Genomic DNA, 21,626 nt, shown 5'->3' with positions numbered 1-21,626 from the left:
ACACTACGTCCGCCGGCGACCACCGAGGGTGGATCGTGGGATCCGCGCTCACCGCAGATTCGGTCGGAGCCTGACGATCTCGAGGGCAGCCGTGACGTTCGTGACGTTGTCCACGAGTGGGCGCGGCATCAACCGATCGGCGCGCTCGAGTCGCCGCAACACGGTGTTGCGGTGGGTGTAGAGCCGCTGCGCGGTGCGGGAGGCGTTGAACTGCTCACGGACGTACGCCGAAACCGCGTCACGCAACTCCGGGTCCGCCGTGGCCAGGGCTCCGAGATTGTCCGCGACGAACTCGTCCGCCTTGGTGAGGTCCCCGGTCAGCAGTGCCACCAGTTGCACCTCGGCGTACCGGGTGATCCGCTGGTCGGAGTCGATGCGTGCGACGAGCCGCTGTGTTTCCGTGGCATCCAGGTGGCTGCGCCGGAATCCCTCCAGCCCCAGACCTTTCCGGCCGATCGCCACCTGCACCGTCGGTGCTGCAGCGAGCGCCGCGGTGACGGCCTCGCCGGTGTGGACGTCGGTCACTGGTAGCCACACCCACAGGGATTGCGCTCCCGCCACCAGCGTCAGTCGCCGGGTCGCGCCGCTGGCCTGCCTGAACGCGTCGGCCACCGCCTCAAGACTTCCGGCAACGTCCTCGGGTGCGCCATCAGCGGTCGCGGTGTCGGCAGTCGAGTCCGTCCAGACCACGAGTGCGATGTGCTCGCCGGTCAGCTGGTAGCGCAACCGCAACTCGGCCTGCGCCCGGGTGATCGGCGCACCTTCGAGGATGAGGGTCAGGGTCGCCATACGTTCGGCGTTGGTGCCTCGGGTGAGTTCCTCGATGTCGGCCTGCATGACTTCGGTCAGTGCCTCGACGGTGTCGTCCAGGAAGGTCGATATCGACAGGGCGGAGACATCGAGCAGTTCCTGCAGTTGCGCGGCATCGGTGGTGAGCGCGAAGCAGATGCGCATCCACAGGCGCCAGGCCGCGCTCTGCGCCGTGCGGTAGGAGTCGAGCGCGCGGCTGTCCAGACCCCGCCGAACCAGGTCGCGGGACAACCTGATCGCCTCGGTGCTCAACTGCGGGGTGACCCGTTCTCCCGGGTCGCTGATGTTCGATGCCGCCCACCGTCGCAGGTTCTGCACGTTGACGACCCGGGCCGCCTCGGTGAGCGTCGGATCGATCGCCAACCGGTCGGAGTGGTAGCCGGCCAGTGTCGCCTCGTGGAGCAGCGCGAGCTCGTCCTCCGACGGGTTCAGTGCCTCACGTGCGCCCTTGCGGAAGAGCTCCCGGACAGCCGGGCTGAGGGTCGGCAGTGGCGCGGATGTGGTGTGCACAGTGCCCCACCGTACGCCAGATGTGCAGCACTCTGTCCCTGTCTTCGAGTGCGTGCGCGGGCCAAGCTGGGCGTCACGTTCACCGTCCGTCCGTCAGGAGTTCCTGCATGCCCAGCGCCACCACGGTCGATCCGCTCGACGTCCTCATCATCGGAGCCGGCATCTCTGGCATCGGTGCCGGGCACTACCTGCGGGCCAACTGTCCGGGCAAGTCGTTCGCGATCCTGGAAGGCCGGGCCGCCTCCGGCGGCACCTGGGACCTGTTCCGCTACCCCGGCATACGTTCCGATTCCGACCTGCACACCTTCGGTTACGACTTCAAGCCGTGGCGTGACAAGGACGCGATCGCGGACGGCGCCAAGATCCTGGACTACCTGCGCGAGGCGGCCACCGCGGACGGCCTCGATGAGCTGATCCACTTCAACCACAACGTGATCGGCGCGTCCTGGGACTCCGCCGAAGCGCTGTGGACGGTTGACGCGGAGACACCGGACGGTCCCCGCACGTTCCGAGCCCGTTGGATCTTCGCCGGCACCGGCTACTACAACTACGACGAGGGATACACCCCGGACTTCCCGGGCCGCGAGGACTTCACCGGCACGATCGTGCACCCGCAGCACTGGCCCGAAGACCTGGACCATGCCGGCAAGAAGGTGGTCGTCGTCGGCAGCGGCGCGACCGCGGTGACGCTCGTCCCGGCGATGACCACCGGCCCGCAGGCAGCCGCGCACGTGACGATGCTGCAGCGCACGCCGACCTTCGTCACCGCGCTCCCCCGCGAGGACAAGATCGCGCAGGCGCTACGCCGGACGTTCGGCGAGGAGCGCGGCTACCAGCTCACTCGGCGCAAGAACATCGCCGTGCAGCACTGGACCTGGCGTCTGGCCCGGCGCTTCCCGGGCCAGACCCGAGCGCTGCTGCGCAAGGCACAGGTGAGGGCCCTGCCGGAGGGGTATGACGTCGACAAGCACTTCAACCCGCCGTACGACCCGTGGGACCAGCGCCTGTGCGTCGTCCCGGACGGAGACCTCTTCAGGGCGATCCGGTCCGGCCGGGCGGACGTGGTGACCGACCACATCGAGACGTTCACCCCGCGCGGCATCCGGCTCACCTCCGGCGAGGAGCTGGAAGCCGACATCATCATCACCGCGACCGGGCTGAACCTCCGCCTGATCGGCGGCATCCCACTGACGGTCGACGGCGCCGCGGTGCACTTCCCGGAGACCGTCGCCTATCGCGGGCTGATGCTCAGTGGTGTGCCCAATCTTGCTCTGTCCGTTGGCTATACGAACGCGTCGTGGACCCTCAAGGTCGGGCTCCTGTGCGAATATTTCACCCGGCTGCTGCGCCACATGGACACCTACGGGTATGACGCCGTCACCCCGGAGGCTGATCCGACCATGCCGACCCGCCCGCTGCTCGACTTCGCTGCCGGTTACATCCAGCGATCGATCGACGACCTGCCGCGACAGGGCGACCACGACCCGTGGGCGACCACGACCGGCTTCCCGGACGACGTCCGGTTGCTGCGCAACGGACCCGTGAATGACGCCTGCCTGCGCTTCAGCTCCGTCCACGACACTGCGCCGGCAACGATCACCGAGCCCGCAACGCTCACCGAGCCTGTCGAGGTGGCGTCATGACCGCGCCGGACCAGTTCGCGCAGCTGCCGCACGGGATCCGGTTGTGCTACCGGGTCACCGGAGAGGCCGACGCCATACCGGTGCTGCTCGTCTCGGGTATGTCGCAGGATCTGACGACGTGGCCGCAGGACTTCGTCGATGGCCTTGCCGCACAAGGGTTTCGGGTGATCCAGCACGACAACCGTGACATCGGCCGGTCCACTCCGATGACGACACGGCCACCGACGTTGCTGCACCAGCTCACCGGCCGCGCCCGGCCGGACGCCTACACCCTGGAGGACATGGCGCAGGACAGCGTCGCGCTGCTGGACCATCTCGGCGTGCGCCGCGCGCACCTCATCGGGCAGTCGATGGGCGGGATGATCGCGCAGACGGTCGCAGCGCATCACGCGGACCGCGTGCTCACCCTGACGTCGATGTATTCCACCACCGGGGCACCCGGCGTCGGCGGCGTCGCGTGGTCGACGAAGGCGAAGATCGCCAAGCGGCCACCACACGGCCGCGCCGAGTACATCGCGCGCCACTTGGAGATCACCGCGCATCTCGCCGGCCGCCGGTATCTGATCGACCCGGTGGTGGAGACGGCCAACGCTTCGGCGGCCTGGGAACGACGTGGAGCTGCCGGTGCAGCGGGAATCTCTCGACAGATACAGGCGATTCAGGCGTCCGGAGATCGCACGAAGGCGGTCTCGACCATCACTGCACCGACGCTGGTGATCCACGGTGACCGCGACCTGATCGTTCATCCGAGCGGCGGGCAGGCGACGGCGGACGCGATCGCCGGGGCACAGTTGGTCAGCGTTCCGGGGATGGGCCATCACTTCGCTCCAGCGCTCGTCGAGCCATTACTGGCGAGGATCACCGATCACCTCAACGGCTCGCTCGGCCCGGCGGGTCGAGTGCCGGAGGAGCGAATACTGGAGAGGATCACCGATCACCTCAACGGCTCGCCCGGCCCGGCGGGTCGAGTGCCGGAGGAGCGAAGCGGTGGAGGTGTATCGAGACCGGCCGCACACCGCCTTCGCCGGAACGCCCGCCGTACCGACAACACTCGTGCCGTGGTGACGGGCGCCGGCAGCGGCATCGGTCGCGCATTCGCGCAGGAGCTCGCGCGGCGTGGCGGTCAAGTCGTCTGTGCCGACATCAACCCGGAGACGGCGCAGGAGACGGTCTCCTTGATCGAAGCTGCGGGCGGGTCTGCCATCGCCGTGAAAACCGATGTCACTCAGGAGCATTCGGTCACCGCACTGGCAGACGCGGCACAGGAGTGGTTCGGGCTGCCGACGCTGGTGGTCAACAACGCCGGCATCGGCGGCGGCACGCCGGTCGGTGAAGGCGACCTGGAGGCGTGGTCGAAGCTGCTGCGGGTGAACCTGTGGGGCGCGATCGTCGGCTGCCACGTCTTCCTGCCGCTGCTGCGCCGGTCCGGGCACGGAGGTCTGATCAATGTGGCGTCCGCGGCCGGCTACGCGGCGGCTCCGGGCATGGGTTCCTACAACGTCAGCAAGTCCGGCGTCCTGACACTGACCGAGACGATCGCCGCCGAGATCGCCGACACCGACCTGACGGTGACCGCGTTGTGCCCGACGTTCGTGCCGACCAACATCTTCGCCGGTGAGCTGATGACACCCGAGGGTGCCGTCGCCGCGCGTCGATTGGCCGACCGCAGCGGTTCCACTCCGGAATCCGTAGCGCTCGCCGCGCTGGACGGTTTCGATCGCGGCAAGCTCTACGTGATGCCACAGCTGGATGCCAAGCTCGTATGGCGCCTCAAGCGCTTCGCACCGGCCATCTATCCGACTCTCGCGCACAAGGCTGTCGCGCGGACGATGCCTCCGGCCGGGTGAGACGCCCGCCCTCAGCTCACGAACAATTGCTCAAAACCCTTGCCATTGCTTCTTTTTCAGCCTTGGTCACCCAGAGGTGGTAGTCGGCCTTGACCGCGACCTGCTTGGCGACATACGTGCACCGATAGCTCTTGTTCTTCGGCAACCAGGTCGCGGCGTCGCCGTCGCGCTTCTGGGCGTTCGCGCTGCCACTGACCGCGAGCAGGTTGCGCGGGTCGTTCGCGAGGTCCTGCCGCCGCTCGGGCGTGAGTTGCTGCGCGCCCTTCTGCCACGCATCGGACAACGCGACCACGTGGTCGATCTGGATGGCGTTGCTCGTCCCGACACCACGCTGGAAGGTGATCCGGGTGCGGGTGTAGGGGTCGACGAGCACGCCGGTCAGCACGACGCACCCGTGGGTGTTCGGCTTCAGAGTGCGGTCGGTGAGGTCGCGCCGCAGGATGTCGTTGCGGGTGTCGCAACCGTTGTGGCCGAGCTGGACCGTGACGTCGTCGCTCCAGCGCACACCGAACTCCTTGCGGTCGTAGCCGGTCTTCGGCGCGCGGCCCTTCACCGGGAGCTTCGCCAGCAGTTCCTGCGCGTGTGCGACCGTCGCCTTGGGCAGGGTCGACACGCTCGCCGGCGCGCTGGTCCGGGCTGTCGGTGCCGGTGCCGTCGAGGTGACAACTTTGGTGACTGTCACTGTCCGGGTCACTGTCGGTGCCGACGCTCCGGAGTCACCGCCGGACATCGACGTACATCCGGTCACGCCGATGGCGATGACTGCGGCCACAGCCGCCGGCCTGGCCGCACCACGAACGAGCCCACGCTTGCCACTCACCGCCGCTGCGCACCCACCTCTCAACTCCGTTGTCATGCAATCAGGGAACGCGGCAGCGCCATCAGTTGTCCCGTGTCGACCCCCGCCGTGACGAGGATAGGTGGGCTCTCAGCCGCCGGCACCCCGAAGCGCCGTCAGCAGCGCGGGGCGCATCAGTGGGTGGCCGGGTGACGGCAAGGAGTCGAGTCCGAACCAGCCGATGTCCACGTGCTCCTCCGGGGCGTTGTTCAGCGGAGTGCCCTGCCAATCGCTGACCAGCCAGGCGCTCACCAGCGCGGGCTCCTCAGCCGGCCCTGCAGTCAGCTGATAGAGCTGAGAAACCGTATCCGTGGTGATGTCCACGCCCAACTCTTCGCGCAGCTCCCGCCACAGCGCGCCGAGCTCGGACTCGCCCTCCTCGACGCAGCCGCCGGGCAGATCCCACACGTCCGGATGGGCTCGTTTGTCGGGACTCCGGTGCACGAGGAGAACCCGACCCTCGTCGACCAACGCGCCCAACACGACATCGGCGACAGACTCATCCATGGGTGTATTGCAGCAGCACACACCGACAGACCATCCAGCGTCACCAACGAGCAATCAGCTGGAGGGGGGTGGACAACTGTCACCACCTGTCGAGGATCAACTTCGCCAACTCGTCGGGGTGGGTGAGCATCGCATCGTGCCCGCTCGTCATCCAGGTGATGGGAAGTCCGTGCCCGGTCGCGAAGTCGGCGAACGGGACGCCATTGCCGGGCGCCATGACGATCGCCGACGCGGACGGCCCGTCTGTATGGCGATCAGGCACGCCCTTCAACGGGTCAGTGAACGTGGCCCACGGTTGCGGGACGAGGCGCGGCGTCAGCCACGCGGACTGCTCCGGATCGGTGACGCCGAGTTGCTCCGGCGTCGGCGCCGGGAGCCAGCCATCAGCGTGCTGGTCCCGCCAAAAACTCGCCAGCGCGGGCGGTGCCAGACCGAGGATGCTGTCGCCATCCCAGCCGAGCCAGGCGTCGACATACACGATGTGCTCGAGCTCCGCCTCGACACCGAGTGCCAGCGCCTGCTGCACCACGAGCCCGGCATAGCTGTGTGCCACGACCACCGCGCCGGCACGCGCGTCCGCCAGCGCCGCGCCGACAACACGCGCATGCTCGTCGAGAGTCGCCGGCGCACCACCAGGCCCGCGCAACGGCAATTCCGTTGCTATCGGTTGGTGTCCGGCGGATTCCAACAGCGGCACAACGGCATCCCACGCCCAACCGCCGTGCCACGCTCCGTGGACCAGGATGAGGTCACGTCCTTCAGGCATTCGCGCACTCCAATCTAACCAAACGATCGTTCGCCAATTTAGCAAACGGTCGCAAGCTAAAGTGGCAGCATGCGAAAGTCGGCCGAAGAAGCGCAGCGCACCCGGGAGCGGATCGTCGACGCGGGGGTCCACCGCACCTCCATCAACGGCATCTCCGGCGTGAGCATCGGCGATCTGGCATCTGTGCTCGGCATGAGCAAGGCGGGTGTGGTCGGCCCGTTCGGCTCCCAGGAGCAGCTGCAGCTCGCGGTGATCCAGCGTGCGCGGGAGACGTTCGTCGACGCGGTCGTGCGACCCGGGATGCGGCAGGAGGGCGGGCTCCCCCGGCTGCGAGCCACCGTGCGGGCATGGTGCCGCTATCTCGGCGACGGGACCTTCCCCGGAGGCTGCTTCGTCACCGCCGCGTCGACGGAACTCGACGGTCGTCCGGGAGTGCTGCGGGACGCCGTCCGCGACGTCGTCGTGCAGTGGCGGGGGTTCTTGCGCGAGCAGATCAGCACCGCTCAGACCAACGGTCAACTGGTCCGCCGACGCAACCCCGACGACCTGGTCTCAACGCTGAATGGCATTGCGATGGCGGCCAACCAGGAGATCCAGCTGCTGCGGGACACCACGGCTGCACGGCGCGCAGCACGTCTGATGCTCGCGCAGATCGACGCCTGGACGCGGGAGGGCCGATAGACGTTACGGTGACGCATGGACACCGTGGACCGAGACGAGACGCCGGCCGAACGCGCCGATCGCAACTGGGTGGAGTTGCTACAGGAGCTGCGCGTGACCCAGACCGGCATACAGGTGCTGGCCGGCTTCCTGCTGACACTGCCCTTCCAGCAGCGCTTCACGAACCTCAGTGACTGGCAGACCGGGCAATACCTCGCCGCGGTGTCGTGTGCGGTGTTGGCGGTCATCCTGCTGGTCGCTCCGGTGAGCGCGCACCGTTGGCTCTTCGGCCGGCACCAGAAGGAGGTCGTGGTCACGTTCGGCGACCGGCTCGCCAAGGCAGGTCTGGCGATGCTCGCAATCACCATCGTGCTGACCGTGATGTTCGTCTTCGGTGTCGTCGCCGGGCAGGCGGCCGGCTACACCGTTGCCGTCGTCACCGCCGTGGCGTTCATCGCGCTGTGGGCGATCCTGCCGTGGCGGAAGCTCAATTAGAGCGGTCCGAACACATCGGCGACGTCGGCCTGCAGCTCGAGCGTGGTCAGTATGTCGAGCAGCTGCCGCTCCTCATAGCGGAAGTGACTCTCCATGATCGCGCCGATGCCGTCGAGATGACTTCCCAGCTCGTCTCCGGTCGCCGCATCGTCGAGTGCAATCTCCAATGATTCCAACAACTTCGCGATCAGCGCGTGGTCCTCGACCAGCCTGCGGAGCACCGGAGCGAGCTCGGGGTGCGCTGCCTCGAGCGCCGGAAAGAGTGTCACCTCCTCACCGCGGTGGTGCCGGTCCAGCGCGGTGCAGAAACCACGGCAGTGGAGCAGCAGATCCCGGTGCTGGTCACCGGTCTCCCGAGCGACCTGCAGTGCCTTGCGCAACGCCGCGTGCGTGCGGCGCATCTCGTGTGCCCAGGCGATCAGCCTGGTCGTCTCGCGGTCAGTCACGCGAGGACGAAGGGTGTGACGTCATACGACGTGCTCCTTCGGTTCGGCGCCTCCATGCCTGACACGGTCTGCCACCGACACGCGACGCTGGGTCGACTGTAGCGTGGAGAAGATGGAATGCCGGATCGACGATGTCGTGATCCATTACGTGGAGCACGGCGAGGGGCCGCCGTTGGTCGCGCTGCACGGCGTCGGGGTGGATCACCGCGAGCTCGAAGCCGCCCTCGAGCCGATCCTGCCGGAGGACGGCTGCCGCCGCATCTACCCGGACCTGCCGGCGATGGGCGCGTCCACGGCCACCGGACTGACGAGCAACAACGATGTGGTCGCCGTGCTCGCGAAATTCCTTGAGCGCACCGTGTCCGGTCCCGCGCTCGTGCTGGGTCATTCGTATGGCGCCTACCTCGCGCGCGGGCTGGCCGCGCAGCACCCGCGGCTGGTCGCCGGGCTGGCGCTGATCTGCCCGCTGCCCGAGAGCGTCGGGCAGGTGCCGGCTCCCGAAGTGGTGATCCAGGAGGACGCGGCATACGACGAACTCGACGCCGAGCTGCAGGCGACATACGACGAGTATTTCGTCGTACGCACGCCGGCGACGGCGCGCGTGTTCCGCGACTACGCGGCACCCGGAATGTCCCTGGTCGACTACACCGCGCTCACCGAGATCTTCACCGGGTGGACGATCGACATGGGGCACGCGACGTTCTCCCGGCCTACCCTGGTTGCGGCTGGATTGCACGACACCACAGTCGGATTCGATGACGCCATGCGATTGCTCGACGTCTACCCGCGCGCCACCATGACCGTCATCGACGGGGCCGGGCATGCTCTGCTGCACGAGCGCCCGAGGGCGCTCGTCGGTCTCCTCGACGACTGGATCGAGCGGGCCCGAGCAGCAGCGGAATGACCCAGACCCGTCAGTGCGCTCCCCAACCCTGCAGGATCGTCACGACGTCCTGGGTGGTGCGGTAGTTCGACCCCGCCCACGACCCGGCGGACCGCCAACGGGCCATCTTGTTCGTGCTCGGCTCGATGGTGACCTCGCCCAGCTGCGGCAGCTCGGCACGGAAGGACGTCGCCATACCCGAGGGACGTTGCACCCGCATCTGGTTCGCGGGGATCGTCCACGCCGGCGCCTGGCTGCCGTCCGGGACGAAGGAGACCTGTCCGCCATACACGCGCAGTTGGCCCCAGTTGCTGGCCATGCTGTGCAATGTGGTGATGCGCGAACCGGGTGCCCGCACCTGCGCGAACCAAACTCCTGTCCCGGTGGCGACGTCGTATCCGGCACTGCCCGTCGCGGGAGCGTTGCGGTTGCTGCGCAGCACCAACCGGACGAACCCGAGGGCCAGGATCACCGGGGCGATCATCAGGATCCACGAGACGACGCGCATGCGCCCAGGGTCGCACAGCCGTGCCGTGGCATGCCGGGAGCGGACGGCTCACTCGGCAGCCGACACCATTTCCCGCTGCTTCTCGGCCACCCGCATCCGCTGCAGCTTGCGCCGCACCAACGGCCAGAAGAGCACCAGCACCCCGGTCGCGACCAGGCTCGTCCAGACCTGCGTCCGGCCGGTGTCGGTGGTCAACATGATCACCACGACGACCAGCACGCCCGCGATCAGGAAGATGTTGAGCCACGGGGAGAAGCGGACCTTGACGCCCAGGCCGGCGACCTCGTCCGGGGTCATCTTCTGCCGCAACCGCATCTGGGTGAGGGCGATGAAGACATAGACGAAGAGCGCGACCAGTCCGGCGGAGTTCATGATGAAGTCGAAGATGCCGGAGTCGGGTGCGACGAAGTTGGCGATTGCGGCGATGACACCGCCGATAGTGGACGCGAAGACCGCCACGACCGGCACGCCGTTGCGCGCCCGGTGGCTGACCGCCCTCGGCGCGAGACCCTTGTCCGCGAGCGCGGCGAACATGCGCGAGGCGGAGTAGAGGCCGGAGTTGAGCACCGACAGCACCGCCGAGAAGATGACCAGCTCCATGATGTTCGAGGCGGCCGGGATGTTGAACTTCTCGAACAGCACGGTGAACGGCGCGTTCGCGACGCCGGTTGCTTCCGGCAGCTGGTCCCACGGGATCGCCATGGTGATGATCAGGATCGACCCGACGAAGAAGAGCAGCACCCGCCAGATGACCGTGACGGTGGCGAGTTTGACGCCCTTGGCCGGGTCCTCGGACTCGGCCGACGCCATGACTGCGATCTCGGTGCCGAAGTAGGAGAAGATCACCAGCGCAACACCGGTGAGTATGGCGCCGATCCCCTTCGGCGCGAATCCGCCCTGTTGCCAGAGGTTTTGCACGACGAAGTCGCCGTCCGGCCACAGCCCGAGCACGAAGAGCGTGCCGACGACGAGGAACACCACGATCGCGATGACCTTGATGCTGGCCAGCCAGAACTCCGCCTCGCCGAACGACCGCACCGAGATCAGGTTGCTCACCACGAAGACCGCGAGCAGCAGCAACGACCACAGCCAGGACGGCAGCCAGTCGAGCCAGCCGTTGAGCGTGTGGCCGCCGATGACCGCCTCGTAGGCGAGCACGCCGACCCAGAAGTACCAGTAGAGCCAGCCGACGAGGTATGCCGCCCAGTCCCCCATACCCACGCGGGCGTACTCCATGAACGACCCGATCTCGGGCCTGGCCGCAGCCATCTCACCGAGCATCAGCATCGCGAGGTAGACCAGCAGCCCGCCGGCCAGGTAGGACAGCACCGCCGCCGGACCGACCGAGTGGACGATGCTGGACGAGCCGACGAACAGGCTCGAGCCGATGATCCCGCCCAGCGTGATCATCGTGATGTGCCGTGGCCGCAACTTCTTCGGGCTGTGTACTGCTCGTTCTTCCATCAATCGGCTCCTCGGTGCTCTGGCTCCTGCGCCGGCAGCCCGGAGGGTTGTCGACAGCCGAATTTCGCACAAAACGCGGCCCGCCGGTGGCGAATGAGACCTTCGACTTCGAAATTGGTCACCTCGCGAGACGGCCGGACCACTCACCGCGCACACCGACCGTTCACCGTGGAGCCACCCATGCGGATCGAGTAGCGACCGAGGAACGAGGGAGCATATCGAGATCCGAGCCGTCTCGAGGTCCCGCAGCGCAGCCTCGCTGGTCGGGTAGCGCTGGAGGAGCGAAGCCGGGGGAAGCGCGTATCGAGACCCGAGGCCCCAACAGCGGTGGCCGAGGAGGCGAGCCCCCTAGGGCGAGTCGTCTCGAGGTCCCGCCCCGTCATACCCACGCGCAATTATCCGCTGCATCTCACCAGTGCAGGTGTATACCGAGTCGTCGATCGGAAACCCCGGTTGCGTCGAGGAAGGAATCCATCATGAAGAGAAACGCGCGGTTCGGGGCAGCGATGTCTCTGGCCGCAGCGGGGGCACTGATGCTCCCCGCGGGCACGGCCGCGGCAGCTCCCTCCGGGGCTGCGGCACTGACCTGCACCGGAGGCGAGATCGCTTCCGGTACGTACTCCTCGGTCACCATCGCCGGCGATTGCTCCGTGCCGGCAAACGCAACAGTCACGATCACCGGCAACCTCAACGTGCTCAGCGGTGCACGACTCGATGCGGACAGTGCACCGTCCACCATCACGGTCGGCCGCAACGTGGTCGGCTATCCCGGCTCGACGACCGGTCTCGGTTGCACCGCAGCGCACGGCGGCTGCACGACCGGCGGACCGGACGGCAACGGCCCGTATGCCGGCCAGCAGTCCAGCATCACCATCATGGGCAACGCCTCCTTCGATCACGTCTTCAACGCGGCACTCGACGGACTCACCGTCAACGGAAACGTCACTTCCGTCGGCGGCGGCGCGGGCTTCGATTTCCCTGGCTTCATTCCGTTTTCAGTCAAGGACGACACCATCCACGGCAACCTCACCGTGAGTGGGTTGTCCACGACGTGGTTCGGAGTCATCCGCAGCACGATCGACGGCAATGTCTCGTTGTCCGACATCATGCTCGGCGATCCGGATGGCAACGAGATCGTCCACGACACGATCGGGAAGAACCTGATCTGCACCAACATGGTCCCGGCGCCGCAGATCGGCGACGCGGATGACGGCATACCCGACCCGAGCTATCCCTTCAGCACCGTCGGTCGCAACGTCATCGGCCAGTGCGGCTTCGTCCTCGCGCCCTGACCGATCTCACGACACCCCCCTCCCACGGCCCTGGTCGCGCACAGCCACGACCAGGGCCGACGCACGCGAGGTGGCGGAGGAGCGAGCGCCTCGAGGTCCCGCGCCACATGCGATTGCGCGGTCTCACGTGCCGGAAACCGTCGCCTGCCAGGCCCCCGGACGCATCCCAGTCGCCTGCTTGAAGAACACCGAGAAGTTGGAGGCATCAGGGAACCCGAGCCGGGCGGCGCAGCTGGCGGCGGTGAGCCGGTCGTGCGCGAGGAGCCGTTTGGCTTCCAGGACGATCCGCTCGACGATGAACGCCTTCGCGGTCCGGCCAGTGGCGTGCTTCACCGCCCTGGAGAGGGTGCGCGGCGCGTAACCGAGAGTCCTTGCGTAGTAGCCGGCGTCGTGGTGCTCGCGAAAGTTTGTTTCGACACTCGATCGGAAGCGACGGAACGTCGGATTGACCGCCACCTCTTGGCCCTGCGGTGGGCGCAGTCGGGCGATGAGCGCGGAGAGCAGGATCTCGCGTAGCTCGAGCGATGGGTCCCCCGGAGCAGCGGAGACCTCGAGTAGTAGATGGTTACGCGCGGCGTCGACGAACGGCCAGTCGGCGTCGGGAATGCTCCACCGCGCGGCCCGGTCCGGTGACGCCACGAACTCCCGGGTGGCCCGGGTGACTGGCGCGGTCGCAACGAACAGCACGACGTGCCCTGCGACGCCGGCGAGGTCATCCCACCGGTGCACCGCGCCAGGGGGAACCCACACCACAGTCCGCTTCCGAAGCGGGTGCTCGGCGAAGTCCACCGTGACCGACCCCTGCCCAGAGTCGACCATCGCGAGGACGTGGAAGTCGGCGCGCTGCGTGCCGCCGTCGTTCAGCTCCCGCAGGTGGCCGAAGGTGAGCGTCTCGACGGTGCCGGCACCGCGCCCGACGGGTTGGTAGGTCATCTGCCGGACCGCTGTCATGTGTCCAGTTTCCACCATCGCGTGCCCAGTTGTGCTGATGCGCCATAGACATCGCGCAAGTTCAATGGGTGGGTCAGATTCACCTCAGATCCGCTTGATCCAGGAGTTCCCATGCGCACGACACAACAGCAGCTGTTGCCCGTTTACGACTACCGTCCGGGAGACGGACCAACCCTGGTGTTCCTGCACTACTGGGGCGGCTCGGCTCGCACCTGGGATCTCGTGGTCGGCCGCTTTGAGGATCGCGCCGTCCTGACTCTCGATCTTCGCGGATGGAGTCGTTCAAGGACGCTGCCCGGCCCCTACACGCTGCACCAGCTCGCAGCCGACACGTTTGCCGCGATTGCCGACGCGGGCATCGCCGACTACGTCCTGATCGGACACTCCATGGGCGGCAAGGTCGCGCAACTGGTCGCGTCGATCCGGCCCACAGGTTTGCGGGGCCTGATCCTGGTCGCGCCCGGGCCGGCGAAGCCTGCCGCAGAGGTCACTGCCGAGTACCGAGAAGCGCTCTCTCATGCCTACGACTCCGACGCGTCCGTCGCGAGCGCACGCGACAACGTCCTCACCGCGATCGGGTTGCCCGAGTCCGCCAGCGCCCAGGTCGTTGCCGACTCGCGCGCCAGCGCCGACGCCGCCCGGACCGAGTGGCCACTACACGGCATCGCCGAAGACATCACCGAGCACACGCGCCTGATCGATGTCCCAGCACTCGTCGTTGCCGGGGAGAACGATCAGGTCGAGCCGGCCCATGTGCTCCGCGACAACCTGGTGCCCTACCTGTCCGACGTCGACTTCCTGGTGGTCCCGAGGAGTGGTCACCTGATCCCCCTCGAAGCGCCGGCCGACCTCGCCGATGCGATCACCGGCTTCTCGACAGGACTCTCTGGCGGGTGCCGGAGCGAAGCGAGGTGACCTGCGTATCGAGATCCGAGACCCGCGAAAGTCACACATTCAGTTTCCTCACAGATCACCTACGGCCACATACGGTCAATCGATGGGAATGCTGCGAACGCTCGTCCGCACCAAAGACGTCGACACCGTCATACATCAGAATGACGAGGCCGAGAGCTCCGGCGAAGGACTCGCCAAGAGTCTGTCGTCCAGGGACCTGATGGGTTTCGGCATCGGGATCGTGATCGGCACCGGCATCTTCACGCTCACCGGTGTCGAGGCCAAGAACCAAGCAGGGCCGGCGATCGTGGTGTCGTTCGCGATCGCCGGGATCATCGCCATGATGGCGGCGCTGTGTTACGCCGAGGTGGCGGCGGCTGTGCCGACCGCGGGCAGTTCCTACACCTACGCCTACACGACGATCGGTGAGATCTTCGCCTGGATCATCGCGTGGGACCTGGTGCTCGAGTTCAGCCTCGGCGCGGCGGTGGTCGCGCGTGGTTGGTCGGGCTATCTGCAGAGTTCGCTCGGCCTGCATGGAGGCATCTGGGATCACATCCTCGGCGAAGGCTCGACGGTCAATCTCGGCGCCGTCTTCATCGTGCTGGTGCTGGGCATCGTCGCGGCCGTCGGCATCAAGGAGGCCAAGTGGGTCACCAACGCCCTGGTCGTCATCAAGGTCTCCGTGTGTCTCTTCGTGATCGTTGCCGGGCTGTTCTTCCTCAAGGCGTCGAACCTGACGCCGTTCTTCCCGAAGGCAGTCCCGACGCACGGCAGCGGCGATGAGTTGAAACAGCCGCTGTGGCAGTGGGCCTCCGGCATCGAGCCTTCGTCGTTCGGCATCGCCGGCGTCCTGGTTGCCGCGGCCGTGGTGTTCTTCGCCTACAGCGGTTTCGAGGCGGTGGCGAACCTGGGTGAGGAGACCAAGAACCCGGGCAAGGACATGCCGCGCGGCCTGATCGGAACGCTGGTCATCTGCACGTTCCTCTATCTCGCAGTGTGTTTCGTGATCACCGGGATGGTGAAATACACCAACCTGGACGAGGGCGCGCCGATCTCCGAGGCGTTCAAACCACACATCGGCATCGCCGGCTTCCTCATCGGACTAGCCGCGGTCTGTGGCCTGAGCTCCGTGATCCTGGTCGACATCGTCGCGATGGGCCGGATCGGTTTCGCGCTGTCGCGTGACGGACTGCTGCCCGAGGGCGTCGGCAAGGCGCACCCCAAGTTCAAGACGCCGTTCTACCTGACGCTTGGTGTGACCGTGGTCGTGGCGGTGATCGCGGCCACGGTCAAGCTGGCGACGTTGGCCGAGATGGTCAGCATCGGAACGCTTTTCGCGTTCGTCGTCGTGGCGATAGCGGTGGCCGTGCTGCGCCGGACGAAGCCCAAGATGGAGCGCCCGTTCCGCACCCCGCAGGTGCCGCTGCTGCCGATCATCACCGCACTCTGCTGCTTCGCACTGATGGCCAGCCTGGCCGTCGAGACCTGGGCTCGTTTCCTGGTGTGGCTGGTGATCGGCCTGGTCGTCTACTTCGCGTACGGCCGCAAGCACTCCACGCTGGCGCGCGGTAGTCGTGGCCGGAAGCCGGGTCTGGAGCTGAGCGCGTCAGCGGCCGGCGATGACCGCTGATCTACCGGGCGCCCCCCGCAGGCGAGTACCTCACCCAAGTGCTCGGCGCCCAGCATCGCGGCTCGAACACGGTCCAGCACGTCGACAGCTATGATCTGGACGCCAACCCAGACGGTGCTGCAGAAGCGACTCCTGCTGTTCACCCACCTGCAGCCCGGTCGCTTCGCACAACCCGCATGGCAGCGCTACAGCGCACGCCAGCGCTCAGTGATGTTCGTACAGCCCGGTTGCACCAGCGGGACGTCACCGACCACTCTCGTTGCATCGCAACACAACTGCACATTCTGGGACACGGTCACGAAGTCCGACCTACGGGCAACAGCGGCGATCGGATCGGGAATTCAGCGCAGATTCGGGAACGCTGATTTCAAGATCTGCACCAGTTCCTCCGCCATTACCTCATCGATTTGTATCGACTGGCTGCTCTTCGGAGCTGCCAGTCGAGTATCGGAGCCAAAAGTGCTCAGGTGAACGAACCTTCCGCGATCCGACTCCACGACTTGGTGGTAACAGTCCACCTCCGACGGATGAACCCGAACCTCCTGCGTACCCTTTTGAAAGGATCTCACTCTCGCCACGGGCATAGCCTCCTGAATCGTCTGAACACGAACCACACCCGACTATGCATCGGGCGGCGACAAGCTCACCTCCAAACAATACTCTCATCCTCATACATCAATGCGCACTTGATTCGGACGAAGCCCTGACAGCTTCGACTATCTCCTGTGCCGCGACGATCGGATCATCGTGCTCCCAGTATCGGAGCACCACCCACCCCCTGCTCTCCAAGTGAGCGGTGGTCGACTTGACGCGGGTTCGATTTCCGGCCAACTTGTCAGCCCACCAGTCGGCGTTCTTCCGAGGAGCAACGGCATGCTTCGGGCAACCGTGCCAAAAACAGCCATCGACGAATACTGCAACTCGCTGCGCAACATACGCGACGTCGATCGTGCGCCTCGGCATCCCAGGGACCTTGTAGTGGATGCGATAACCGCGACGGATTCCGAACAGCACTCGCCGTAGGCCCAATTCGGCGGCCGTATCAGCACGTCGCTGCCGAGCCATACGCGCCGACACCGCCGGCTCAGGTTCCTCAGGATCTGTGTTGCGGCGCATTTGTGAAAGTGGGACAGAACTTACTCAGCGGGCACTCACCGCACAGAGGGTCCTTCAGACAAATGGTCGATCCGATCAGACGAACAGCAGTCATCCTCCGCATCGCTCCTTCGCCGGCTCCGACCAACCGCGCGAGACGAGCCTTGCCATCGGTGTGCGTGTTTGCAGCCGTCGACGGATCCATACCGTGGAGGCGTGTCGCCACACGGAGTGCGGCCGCTCCCGCCAACAAGCCGTCCTCCCCCCGCAGCACCCCGTACAACTTTGCCTGAGAACTCGTTAGATTCGCACCATCAGACACAGCCTGGATGTCATTCAGGTTGCCCCGGTCAACGAGTTGCTCGAGCTGACTCTGCAGGCGGTCCCTTGCGCGGCCCTTCGCGGCGCCGACTAGGGCCGCGTACCGCTTTTTGTCCAAAGGCCCGTCTGCCAACTGGTAAAGGTTGGTCGCCGCGCGTCCGTGGCCCTGCGCTCCGAGTAGTACGACGACGAGGTGCCGCAACGGCCGCACGCCCACGCCTGCCAGATGCGACCGCCGACCATCTGATCTCGGTATTGCCGTCGCCCACCCGTCGATTGCCTCACGGATGTCTGCCCAACGACGCGATTCGAGGCTACTCGCTTCAGAATCCTCGACCGGGCGAACGGTGATTGCTGCGGCCTGGGCAAGTCGAGGCGGAACCGCGTTTCCAATTTGACGAAACGCATCACTTCGAGTGCCGGCGAACCGGAAGGAATCTGGGAAGGTCTGCACCCTAGCGGCTTCGCGAACCGTCAGCGTGCGGGGTTGAGTCGGATGGATGTACCAATATCCATCTTTCGCAATGTGGGCGGTTATTGTGCGGCTCAGACCCTCCGGATCCAAGCGCTTGTACTTGTCGGTGAAGGTGTCCGCTGTATAGCGGCGTTGGTCGGCCGGAATATCGCTGTATAAGGTCTCCGGCGTCATCGACAGAAAAACCTGGTAATCGTCGAGCCGGACGCGTCGAGTCCAGTGATCATGCAGCTCGCTGCCGACCGACGTTCGCATAATTTTCTGGAATTTGCCGACGGGCCTCTTGTCGTATGACATAACCCGGGCACCTATCGCCTCGCGCGGCTCAACGACCAGTTCGGGCAAGTCGCCGATCGCTTCCATGAGGCTCACTCGGCCTGTCTGCTTGGGCCACGCGAAACCACCGCCGTCACGCCGAGCCAAGAGGATGAGGCGTCGGCGATGCTGCGGGACGCCGTAGCGCCATGCCTCGACGATCTGATACTCGACGGCGTAGCCGAGGCCTTCCAGCTTCGCCTCTATGGTGCGTAATACCCGAAAATCGTCCGAGAGACCCATGTCAGGGACATTCTCCATGATGACGGCTCGCGGATGCAGCGCCTCGACAACGTCCATGTACCCCATCCAGAGTTCCTTTCGTCGGTCCTCTGGATCCCTCCCTGAGTGCTCGACCAGCGACCTGATCTTGCTACGGCCAGCACGACTAAACGGTTGGCAGGGCGGCCCTCCAGCAACGACATCGATTGAGGCACCTTCTAACGCGGAGACCAGCTCATCGCGGGCAACGGCATCGCCCAAGTCGAGTTTGATGGAAGCGCCGGGGAAATTAGCACGATGCGTATACAGGGCTCGATCGTCCGTGTCCACAGCGACGGCGTTCGTCCAGCCGGCAGCAGCAAGCCCGTGGCTGAGGCCACCGGCGCCCGAGAACAGATCGACTGCGAGACGATCGTCGCGATGCTGAACCAGCCAGCTTTTGAGGTCCGTAAACTCACAGCTATCCTGATGCGCCTTCAGCTTGGTCGGCGCCGTCCGCTCCAACGGCACGCCATACTGACCCACGCTCACCCCTTCTGCTCAATCACTACCGACACGCTCTACCAACAGGTCGACGCGAGCTAACCATGCTCTGCACTGGAGACTCACCCGGACCCTCAGAATAGGGGCAAGCTCGGACAAGGTGTGGGAGTCATGGCCGCGACACGCGAAGGGTCAAGTTCCAGCGACCGTCTGCTCCCGTGGTGGGCCGCCAGCTCGACACGACACACTCACACTCGGCCCCTGCCGACCTGACCTGAACCTCTCCGGCTGCCGGTTACCGGGATGACCGATCGGTGGTCGACCATCCCTCCGGCTCCTCCCCTTGGGATGCAATCGTCGCAGGTCGGCAGCAGAGCGACGGAGTAGCCTGCGCATCACCGAGCTCCCTGTTCGTCTCCCGTCTGACGCACAGTAATCGCCGCCGACTCTAAGATCCGATCACCGTCAGACCGCCGCAGCATCGCGCGTGCGAGCCGCTAGTCCGGATCGTAGCCGTGATCAATGCACTTCTGGAGCAGCCCGAGCAACACCCTGCACTGGGCATCCGTCGGGAAGCCGGACTTACGTCCAGTGACATACGCCAACAGGTCCATGTCCTTCGGTGACACCAGGCGATGAGTTGTGCCGAACTCTTGGACGGCGACCCACTCAGAAGGTTGCATGGTCACGACCTTTGTCTGAGCAGCAATGCCGTCGTCGATTTTCTGCACTTTCTCGGCGGCCCGCCGTCGGTCGCTGACGACCTCTCTGCTGCCGACCTGCCCGAGGAATTCACCCGACAGTGCATGCTTCATCTCTCGGACGAGTTCCCAACACGCCTCCCGTTTGGCCCACTCAGTAACGTTCTGGACCGGGCGACGCTCGGACGTGAGGATGGCCTGTACCTTGTGGCCGATGGCCAAGCACTCTCGAAGAACGATCTCGTTCACCGACTGGGAGTTCCAGATGGTGTCGAGGTCGAACGCCCCCGACTTCGTCTGACGGCCGACCTCATAGGCGAGCTTGGCGATCGTGTAGGTCACGTAGTTGGCCAAGTAGCCCTTCTCGTACCAATCCGCCTTGGCAATGGCGAGGCGGACCTGTTCAAAGAGAATGCCTTTGGCCACCAGATGCTTCCAGTACAGCTCGTTGAACGCTGCGGGCGCCGCTTCCCACTTCCGAGCGACCAAATCCGCGAAGGCCATGAAGTTCTTCTGCGCCCCCGCACTCACCTTATGCGGCTGCATGCCCCAAGTGACTTCGTACTTGGCTGCTGAGGTCTTATCGATGACTTGTTTACGCGGGTACTCGGCCTCGAACTTTCTCTGTTCCGCGATCGAGCGCTTGCTCTTCTCGTTTTGATAGGAACCCCGGGTCCGCTCGTAGAACCACTTCGTCTGGTAGTTGACACCCGACTGCGCCGGAACAAGTACGCGGTGGGACAGCTCAGCGAGACGCACGTGGAACGGCGAGTTCGAGAAGAAGTCCGCTTCGCTAACTCTGTTCTGGCTGTTCGCGTAACGCGAGATCTTCGGAATCATCTCCTCCGCTGTGTCTGGCTCAACGACAACCAACTTCATCTGGACGAATACGTCGGGCATCGGAGCGGTCTTGTTCTCCCGTTTGACGTAGAAAAGTGATGCCGTCGTTTGGCCGCCGTTCACGATCTGCAGGTCTGTGATCGAGATCAGTCTTCCCTCCACGGCCTCCACATCGACCGCGGTCGCGGTAACGCCGTTGTTGTAAGCGAGGAAGCTTGCCGGGTCGGAGAGAACCGTGGTGCGGATCCCCTTGTTCACGCCACCCCGGTTGCTGAGGTAGGAGCGGACGTTGCCCTCGAGAAGACGGGAGCCGTGGCGGCCGTAAAGGTCAGCAAGCATGTCCGCGGGCACGGCAGCGAGGTAGGAACGAATCTCGCTTGATCGGTCGGCGACTTCCAACGCGGGAAGGCCACTCGGGAGCCACTCCCGTATGTCGATGACAAGCTCATCCCGCCCACTGAGAGACTCGGCAACTTGATGGAATCGGCGCAGATCCCAGATGTGGTAGTCGACAGGGACACCGTTGAGCTCGGTCGACTCCATGGCCTTCGCCGAACTGCTGAGGAGCGCGTCGCTCACCAAGTACAGCCGGTAGCGACTGACGTTCCGGCCGCGCTTCCGCAGATCCTCAGCGAGTTGGTACTCCTGGTAACTCGGCTCACGTCCGACTCGGAAATCGCCTGAGAGCGCCTCTTCGAGAAAGCCCTGCAACGCTCGCAGACGCTTGGAGGCCTCAGTCCCGGTGAAGGTCGGCAGACCTGGCCCGCCGTCGAAGTGGAGCACAACAAGGGCGATGGAGTTGTCGCTGTCGTCCAAGTCGTACCCGTGAACTGCGAGTTTGCGGCCGCTCTTACCTTCTCCTTCGAAGTTCAACGTTGACGCATCCTCGATCTCCTCCGCTTCGGCGAGCCGCACCTTCAACTCTTCGAGGAACGCGTTCGCGGTCCAGATCTGATCAATCTCCGACCGAGTAACGACAGCGTTGAGAAGGTCTGCGCGGAAGGCTTCGCGGTCCATTCAGTTCAGT

General features: G+C 65.5%; 19 protein-coding genes. 8 read left to right on the top strand and 11 right to left on the bottom strand.

Annotation, left to right across the window (positions count from 1 at the left end):
• Window positions 1-48: 48 nt before the first annotated feature.
• A complete protein-coding gene (locus tag IEX71_RS03040; RefSeq protein WP_188835459.1) occupies window positions 49-1,320 on the bottom strand; it encodes a PucR family transcriptional regulator in 1,272 nt (423 codons plus the stop codon).
• 107 nt (window positions 1,321-1,427) lie between these two features.
• On the opposite strand from IEX71_RS03040, the gene IEX71_RS03035 reads away from it, so the two are divergent.
• Both IEX71_RS03035 and IEX71_RS22380 read left to right on the top strand, forming a co-directional pair.
• Complete coding sequence (locus IEX71_RS03035; RefSeq protein WP_188835458.1) at window positions 1,428-2,963, top strand: flavin-containing monooxygenase; 1,536 nt, start codon at window positions 1,428-1,430, stop codon at window positions 2,961-2,963.
• The gene (locus IEX71_RS22380; RefSeq protein ID WP_229749412.1) at window positions 2,960-4,810 is read left to right on the top strand and encodes an SDR family NAD(P)-dependent oxidoreductase; all 1,851 of its coding nucleotides are present in this window, start codon (window positions 2,960-2,962) and stop codon (window positions 4,808-4,810) included. The genes IEX71_RS03035 and IEX71_RS22380 overlap by 4 nt, the downstream gene beginning before the upstream one ends.
• 16 nt (window positions 4,811-4,826) lie before the next feature.
• Here IEX71_RS22380 and IEX71_RS03025 read toward each other — a convergent pair whose 3' ends face one another.
• The 3 genes from IEX71_RS03025 to IEX71_RS03015 all read right to left on the bottom strand — a co-directional run bounded on the left by IEX71_RS03025 (window position 4,827) and on the right by IEX71_RS03015 (window position 6,921).
• On the bottom strand, window positions 4,827-5,630 hold the full coding sequence (locus IEX71_RS03025) for an HNH endonuclease family protein (RefSeq protein WP_229749411.1): 804 nt from the start codon (window positions 5,628-5,630) through the stop codon (window positions 4,827-4,829).
• A gap of 108 nt (window positions 5,631-5,738) precedes the next feature.
• Window positions 5,739-6,155, bottom strand: coding sequence for an NUDIX hydrolase (locus IEX71_RS03020; RefSeq protein WP_188835457.1), 417 nt, complete (start codon window positions 6,153-6,155; stop codon window positions 5,739-5,741).
• Between the two features lie 79 nt (window positions 6,156-6,234).
• A complete protein-coding gene (locus IEX71_RS03015) occupies window positions 6,235-6,921 on the bottom strand; it encodes an alpha/beta fold hydrolase (RefSeq protein ID WP_188835456.1) in 687 nt (228 codons plus the stop codon).
• Window positions 6,922-6,990: 69 nt separating this feature from the next.
• Between IEX71_RS03015 and IEX71_RS03010 the strand changes: the two genes are divergently transcribed.
• Together IEX71_RS03010 and IEX71_RS03005 are read left to right on the top strand one after the other, a co-directional pair.
• Window positions 6,991-7,602: a TetR/AcrR family transcriptional regulator gene (locus IEX71_RS03010; RefSeq protein ID WP_188835455.1), complete on the top strand. Its 612-nt coding sequence runs from the start codon at window positions 6,991-6,993 to the stop codon at window positions 7,600-7,602.
• Between the two features lie 15 nt (window positions 7,603-7,617).
• Window positions 7,618-8,076 (top strand): DUF6328 family protein, encoded by a 459-nt coding sequence (locus tag IEX71_RS03005; RefSeq protein ID WP_188835454.1) that lies wholly within the window; start codon window positions 7,618-7,620, stop codon window positions 8,074-8,076.
• Here the strand turns inward: IEX71_RS03005 and IEX71_RS03000 are convergent.
• The gene (locus IEX71_RS03000; RefSeq protein ID WP_188835453.1) at window positions 8,073-8,522 is read right to left on the bottom strand and encodes a hemerythrin domain-containing protein; all 450 of its coding nucleotides are present in this window, start codon (window positions 8,520-8,522) and stop codon (window positions 8,073-8,075) included. The two genes, IEX71_RS03005 and IEX71_RS03000, sit on opposite strands and share 4 nt — an antisense overlap.
• 112 nt (window positions 8,523-8,634) lie before the next feature.
• Here IEX71_RS03000 and IEX71_RS02995 point away from each other — a divergent pair, with 112 nt between their 5' ends.
• Window positions 8,635-9,426: an alpha/beta fold hydrolase gene (locus IEX71_RS02995; RefSeq protein WP_188835452.1), complete on the top strand. Its 792-nt coding sequence runs from the start codon at window positions 8,635-8,637 to the stop codon at window positions 9,424-9,426.
• Between the two features lie 10 nt (window positions 9,427-9,436).
• Here the strand turns inward: IEX71_RS02995 and IEX71_RS02990 are convergent, their stop codons facing one another.
• Together IEX71_RS02990 and IEX71_RS02985 are read right to left on the bottom strand one after the other, a co-directional pair.
• On the bottom strand, window positions 9,437-9,913 hold the full coding sequence (locus IEX71_RS02990) for a hypothetical protein (RefSeq protein WP_188835451.1): 477 nt from the start codon (window positions 9,911-9,913) through the stop codon (window positions 9,437-9,439).
• A gap of 48 nt (window positions 9,914-9,961) precedes the next feature.
• The gene (locus tag IEX71_RS02985) at window positions 9,962-11,377 is read right to left on the bottom strand and encodes an amino acid permease (RefSeq protein ID WP_188835450.1); all 1,416 of its coding nucleotides are present in this window, start codon (window positions 11,375-11,377) and stop codon (window positions 9,962-9,964) included.
• Window positions 11,378-11,853: 476 nt separating this feature from the next.
• On the opposite strand from IEX71_RS02985, the gene IEX71_RS02980 reads away from it, so the two are divergent.
• On the top strand, window positions 11,854-12,669 hold the full coding sequence (locus IEX71_RS02980; protein WP_188835449.1) for a hypothetical protein: 816 nt from the start codon (window positions 11,854-11,856) through the stop codon (window positions 12,667-12,669).
• Between the two features lie 123 nt (window positions 12,670-12,792).
• Here the strand turns inward: IEX71_RS02980 and IEX71_RS02975 are convergent, their stop codons facing one another.
• Window positions 12,793-13,620, bottom strand: coding sequence for a helix-turn-helix domain-containing protein (locus tag IEX71_RS02975; protein ID WP_188835448.1), 828 nt, complete (start codon window positions 13,618-13,620; stop codon window positions 12,793-12,795).
• Window positions 13,621-13,731: 111 nt separating this feature from the next.
• Between IEX71_RS02975 and IEX71_RS02970 the strand changes: the two genes are divergently transcribed.
• The gene (locus tag IEX71_RS02970) at window positions 13,732-14,535 is read left to right on the top strand and encodes an alpha/beta fold hydrolase (protein ID WP_188835447.1); all 804 of its coding nucleotides are present in this window, start codon (window positions 13,732-13,734) and stop codon (window positions 14,533-14,535) included.
• Window positions 14,536-14,617: 82 nt separating this feature from the next.
• Complete coding sequence (locus IEX71_RS02965) at window positions 14,618-16,147, top strand: APC family permease (protein ID WP_188835446.1); 1,530 nt, start codon at window positions 14,618-14,620, stop codon at window positions 16,145-16,147.
• Between the two features lie 675 nt (window positions 16,148-16,822).
• Here IEX71_RS02965 and IEX71_RS02960 read toward each other — a convergent pair.
• From IEX71_RS02960 to IEX71_RS02950, 3 genes are all read right to left on the bottom strand, one after another.
• Window positions 16,823-17,212, bottom strand: coding sequence for a PDDEXK family nuclease (locus tag IEX71_RS02960; RefSeq protein ID WP_229749410.1), 390 nt, complete (start codon window positions 17,210-17,212; stop codon window positions 16,823-16,825).
• A 28-nt stretch (window positions 17,213-17,240) separates the two neighbouring features.
• Window positions 17,241-19,100, bottom strand: a complete 1,860-nt coding sequence (gene dcm / locus IEX71_RS02955) for a DNA (cytosine-5-)-methyltransferase (protein WP_229749409.1) — start codon at window positions 19,098-19,100, stop codon at window positions 17,241-17,243.
• A gap of 455 nt (window positions 19,101-19,555) precedes the next feature.
• A complete protein-coding gene (locus IEX71_RS02950) occupies window positions 19,556-21,616 on the bottom strand; it encodes an AIPR family protein (protein ID WP_188835444.1) in 2,061 nt (686 codons plus the stop codon).
• Window positions 21,617-21,626 lie beyond the last annotated feature (10 nt).

The sequence above is a fragment of the Flexivirga endophytica genome, from assembly GCF_014640635.1.
In the GTDB taxonomy this organism is placed as follows: Bacteria; Actinomycetota; Actinomycetes; order Actinomycetales; family Dermatophilaceae; genus Flexivirga; species Flexivirga endophytica.
Note: the sequence above shows the minus strand (reverse complement) of the source record. Positions and strands in the feature narration are given on the sequence as shown.

What these genes read in the sequence shown, in the direction of transcription:
- IEX71_RS03035 (WP_188835458.1), top strand. Translation starts at nt 1,428, where the DNA reads ATGCCCAGCGCCACCACGGTCGATCCGCTCGACGTCCTCATCATCGGA.
- IEX71_RS22380 (WP_229749412.1), top strand. Translation starts at nt 2,960, where the DNA reads ATGACCGCGCCGGACCAGTTCGCGCAGCTGCCGCACGGGATCCGGTTG.
- IEX71_RS03020 (WP_188835457.1), bottom strand. Translation starts at nt 6,155, where the DNA reads ATGGATGAGTCTGTCGCCGATGTCGTGTTGGGCGCGTTGGTCGACGAG.
- IEX71_RS03015 (WP_188835456.1), bottom strand. Translation starts at nt 6,921, where the DNA reads ATGCCTGAAGGACGTGACCTCATCCTGGTCCACGGAGCGTGGCACGGC.
- IEX71_RS03010 (WP_188835455.1), top strand. Translation starts at nt 6,991, where the DNA reads ATGCGAAAGTCGGCCGAAGAAGCGCAGCGCACCCGGGAGCGGATCGTC.
- IEX71_RS03005 (WP_188835454.1), top strand. Translation starts at nt 7,618, where the DNA reads ATGGACACCGTGGACCGAGACGAGACGCCGGCCGAACGCGCCGATCGC.
- IEX71_RS02995 (WP_188835452.1), top strand. Translation starts at nt 8,635, where the DNA reads ATGGAATGCCGGATCGACGATGTCGTGATCCATTACGTGGAGCACGGC.
- IEX71_RS02990 (WP_188835451.1), bottom strand. Translation starts at nt 9,913, where the DNA reads ATGCGCGTCGTCTCGTGGATCCTGATGATCGCCCCGGTGATCCTGGCC.
- IEX71_RS02985 (WP_188835450.1), bottom strand. Translation starts at nt 11,377, where the DNA reads ATGGAAGAACGAGCAGTACACAGCCCGAAGAAGTTGCGGCCACGGCAC.
- IEX71_RS02980 (WP_188835449.1), top strand. Translation starts at nt 11,854, where the DNA reads ATGAAGAGAAACGCGCGGTTCGGGGCAGCGATGTCTCTGGCCGCAGCG.
- IEX71_RS02975 (WP_188835448.1), bottom strand. Translation starts at nt 13,620, where the DNA reads ATGACAGCGGTCCGGCAGATGACCTACCAACCCGTCGGGCGCGGTGCC.
- IEX71_RS02970 (WP_188835447.1), top strand. Translation starts at nt 13,732, where the DNA reads ATGCGCACGACACAACAGCAGCTGTTGCCCGTTTACGACTACCGTCCG.
- IEX71_RS02965 (WP_188835446.1), top strand. Translation starts at nt 14,618, where the DNA reads ATGGGAATGCTGCGAACGCTCGTCCGCACCAAAGACGTCGACACCGTC.
- IEX71_RS02960 (WP_229749410.1), bottom strand. Translation starts at nt 17,212, where the DNA reads ATGGCTCGGCAGCGACGTGCTGATACGGCCGCCGAATTGGGCCTACGG.
- IEX71_RS02950 (WP_188835444.1), bottom strand. Translation starts at nt 21,616, where the DNA reads ATGGACCGCGAAGCCTTCCGCGCAGACCTTCTCAACGCTGTCGTTACT.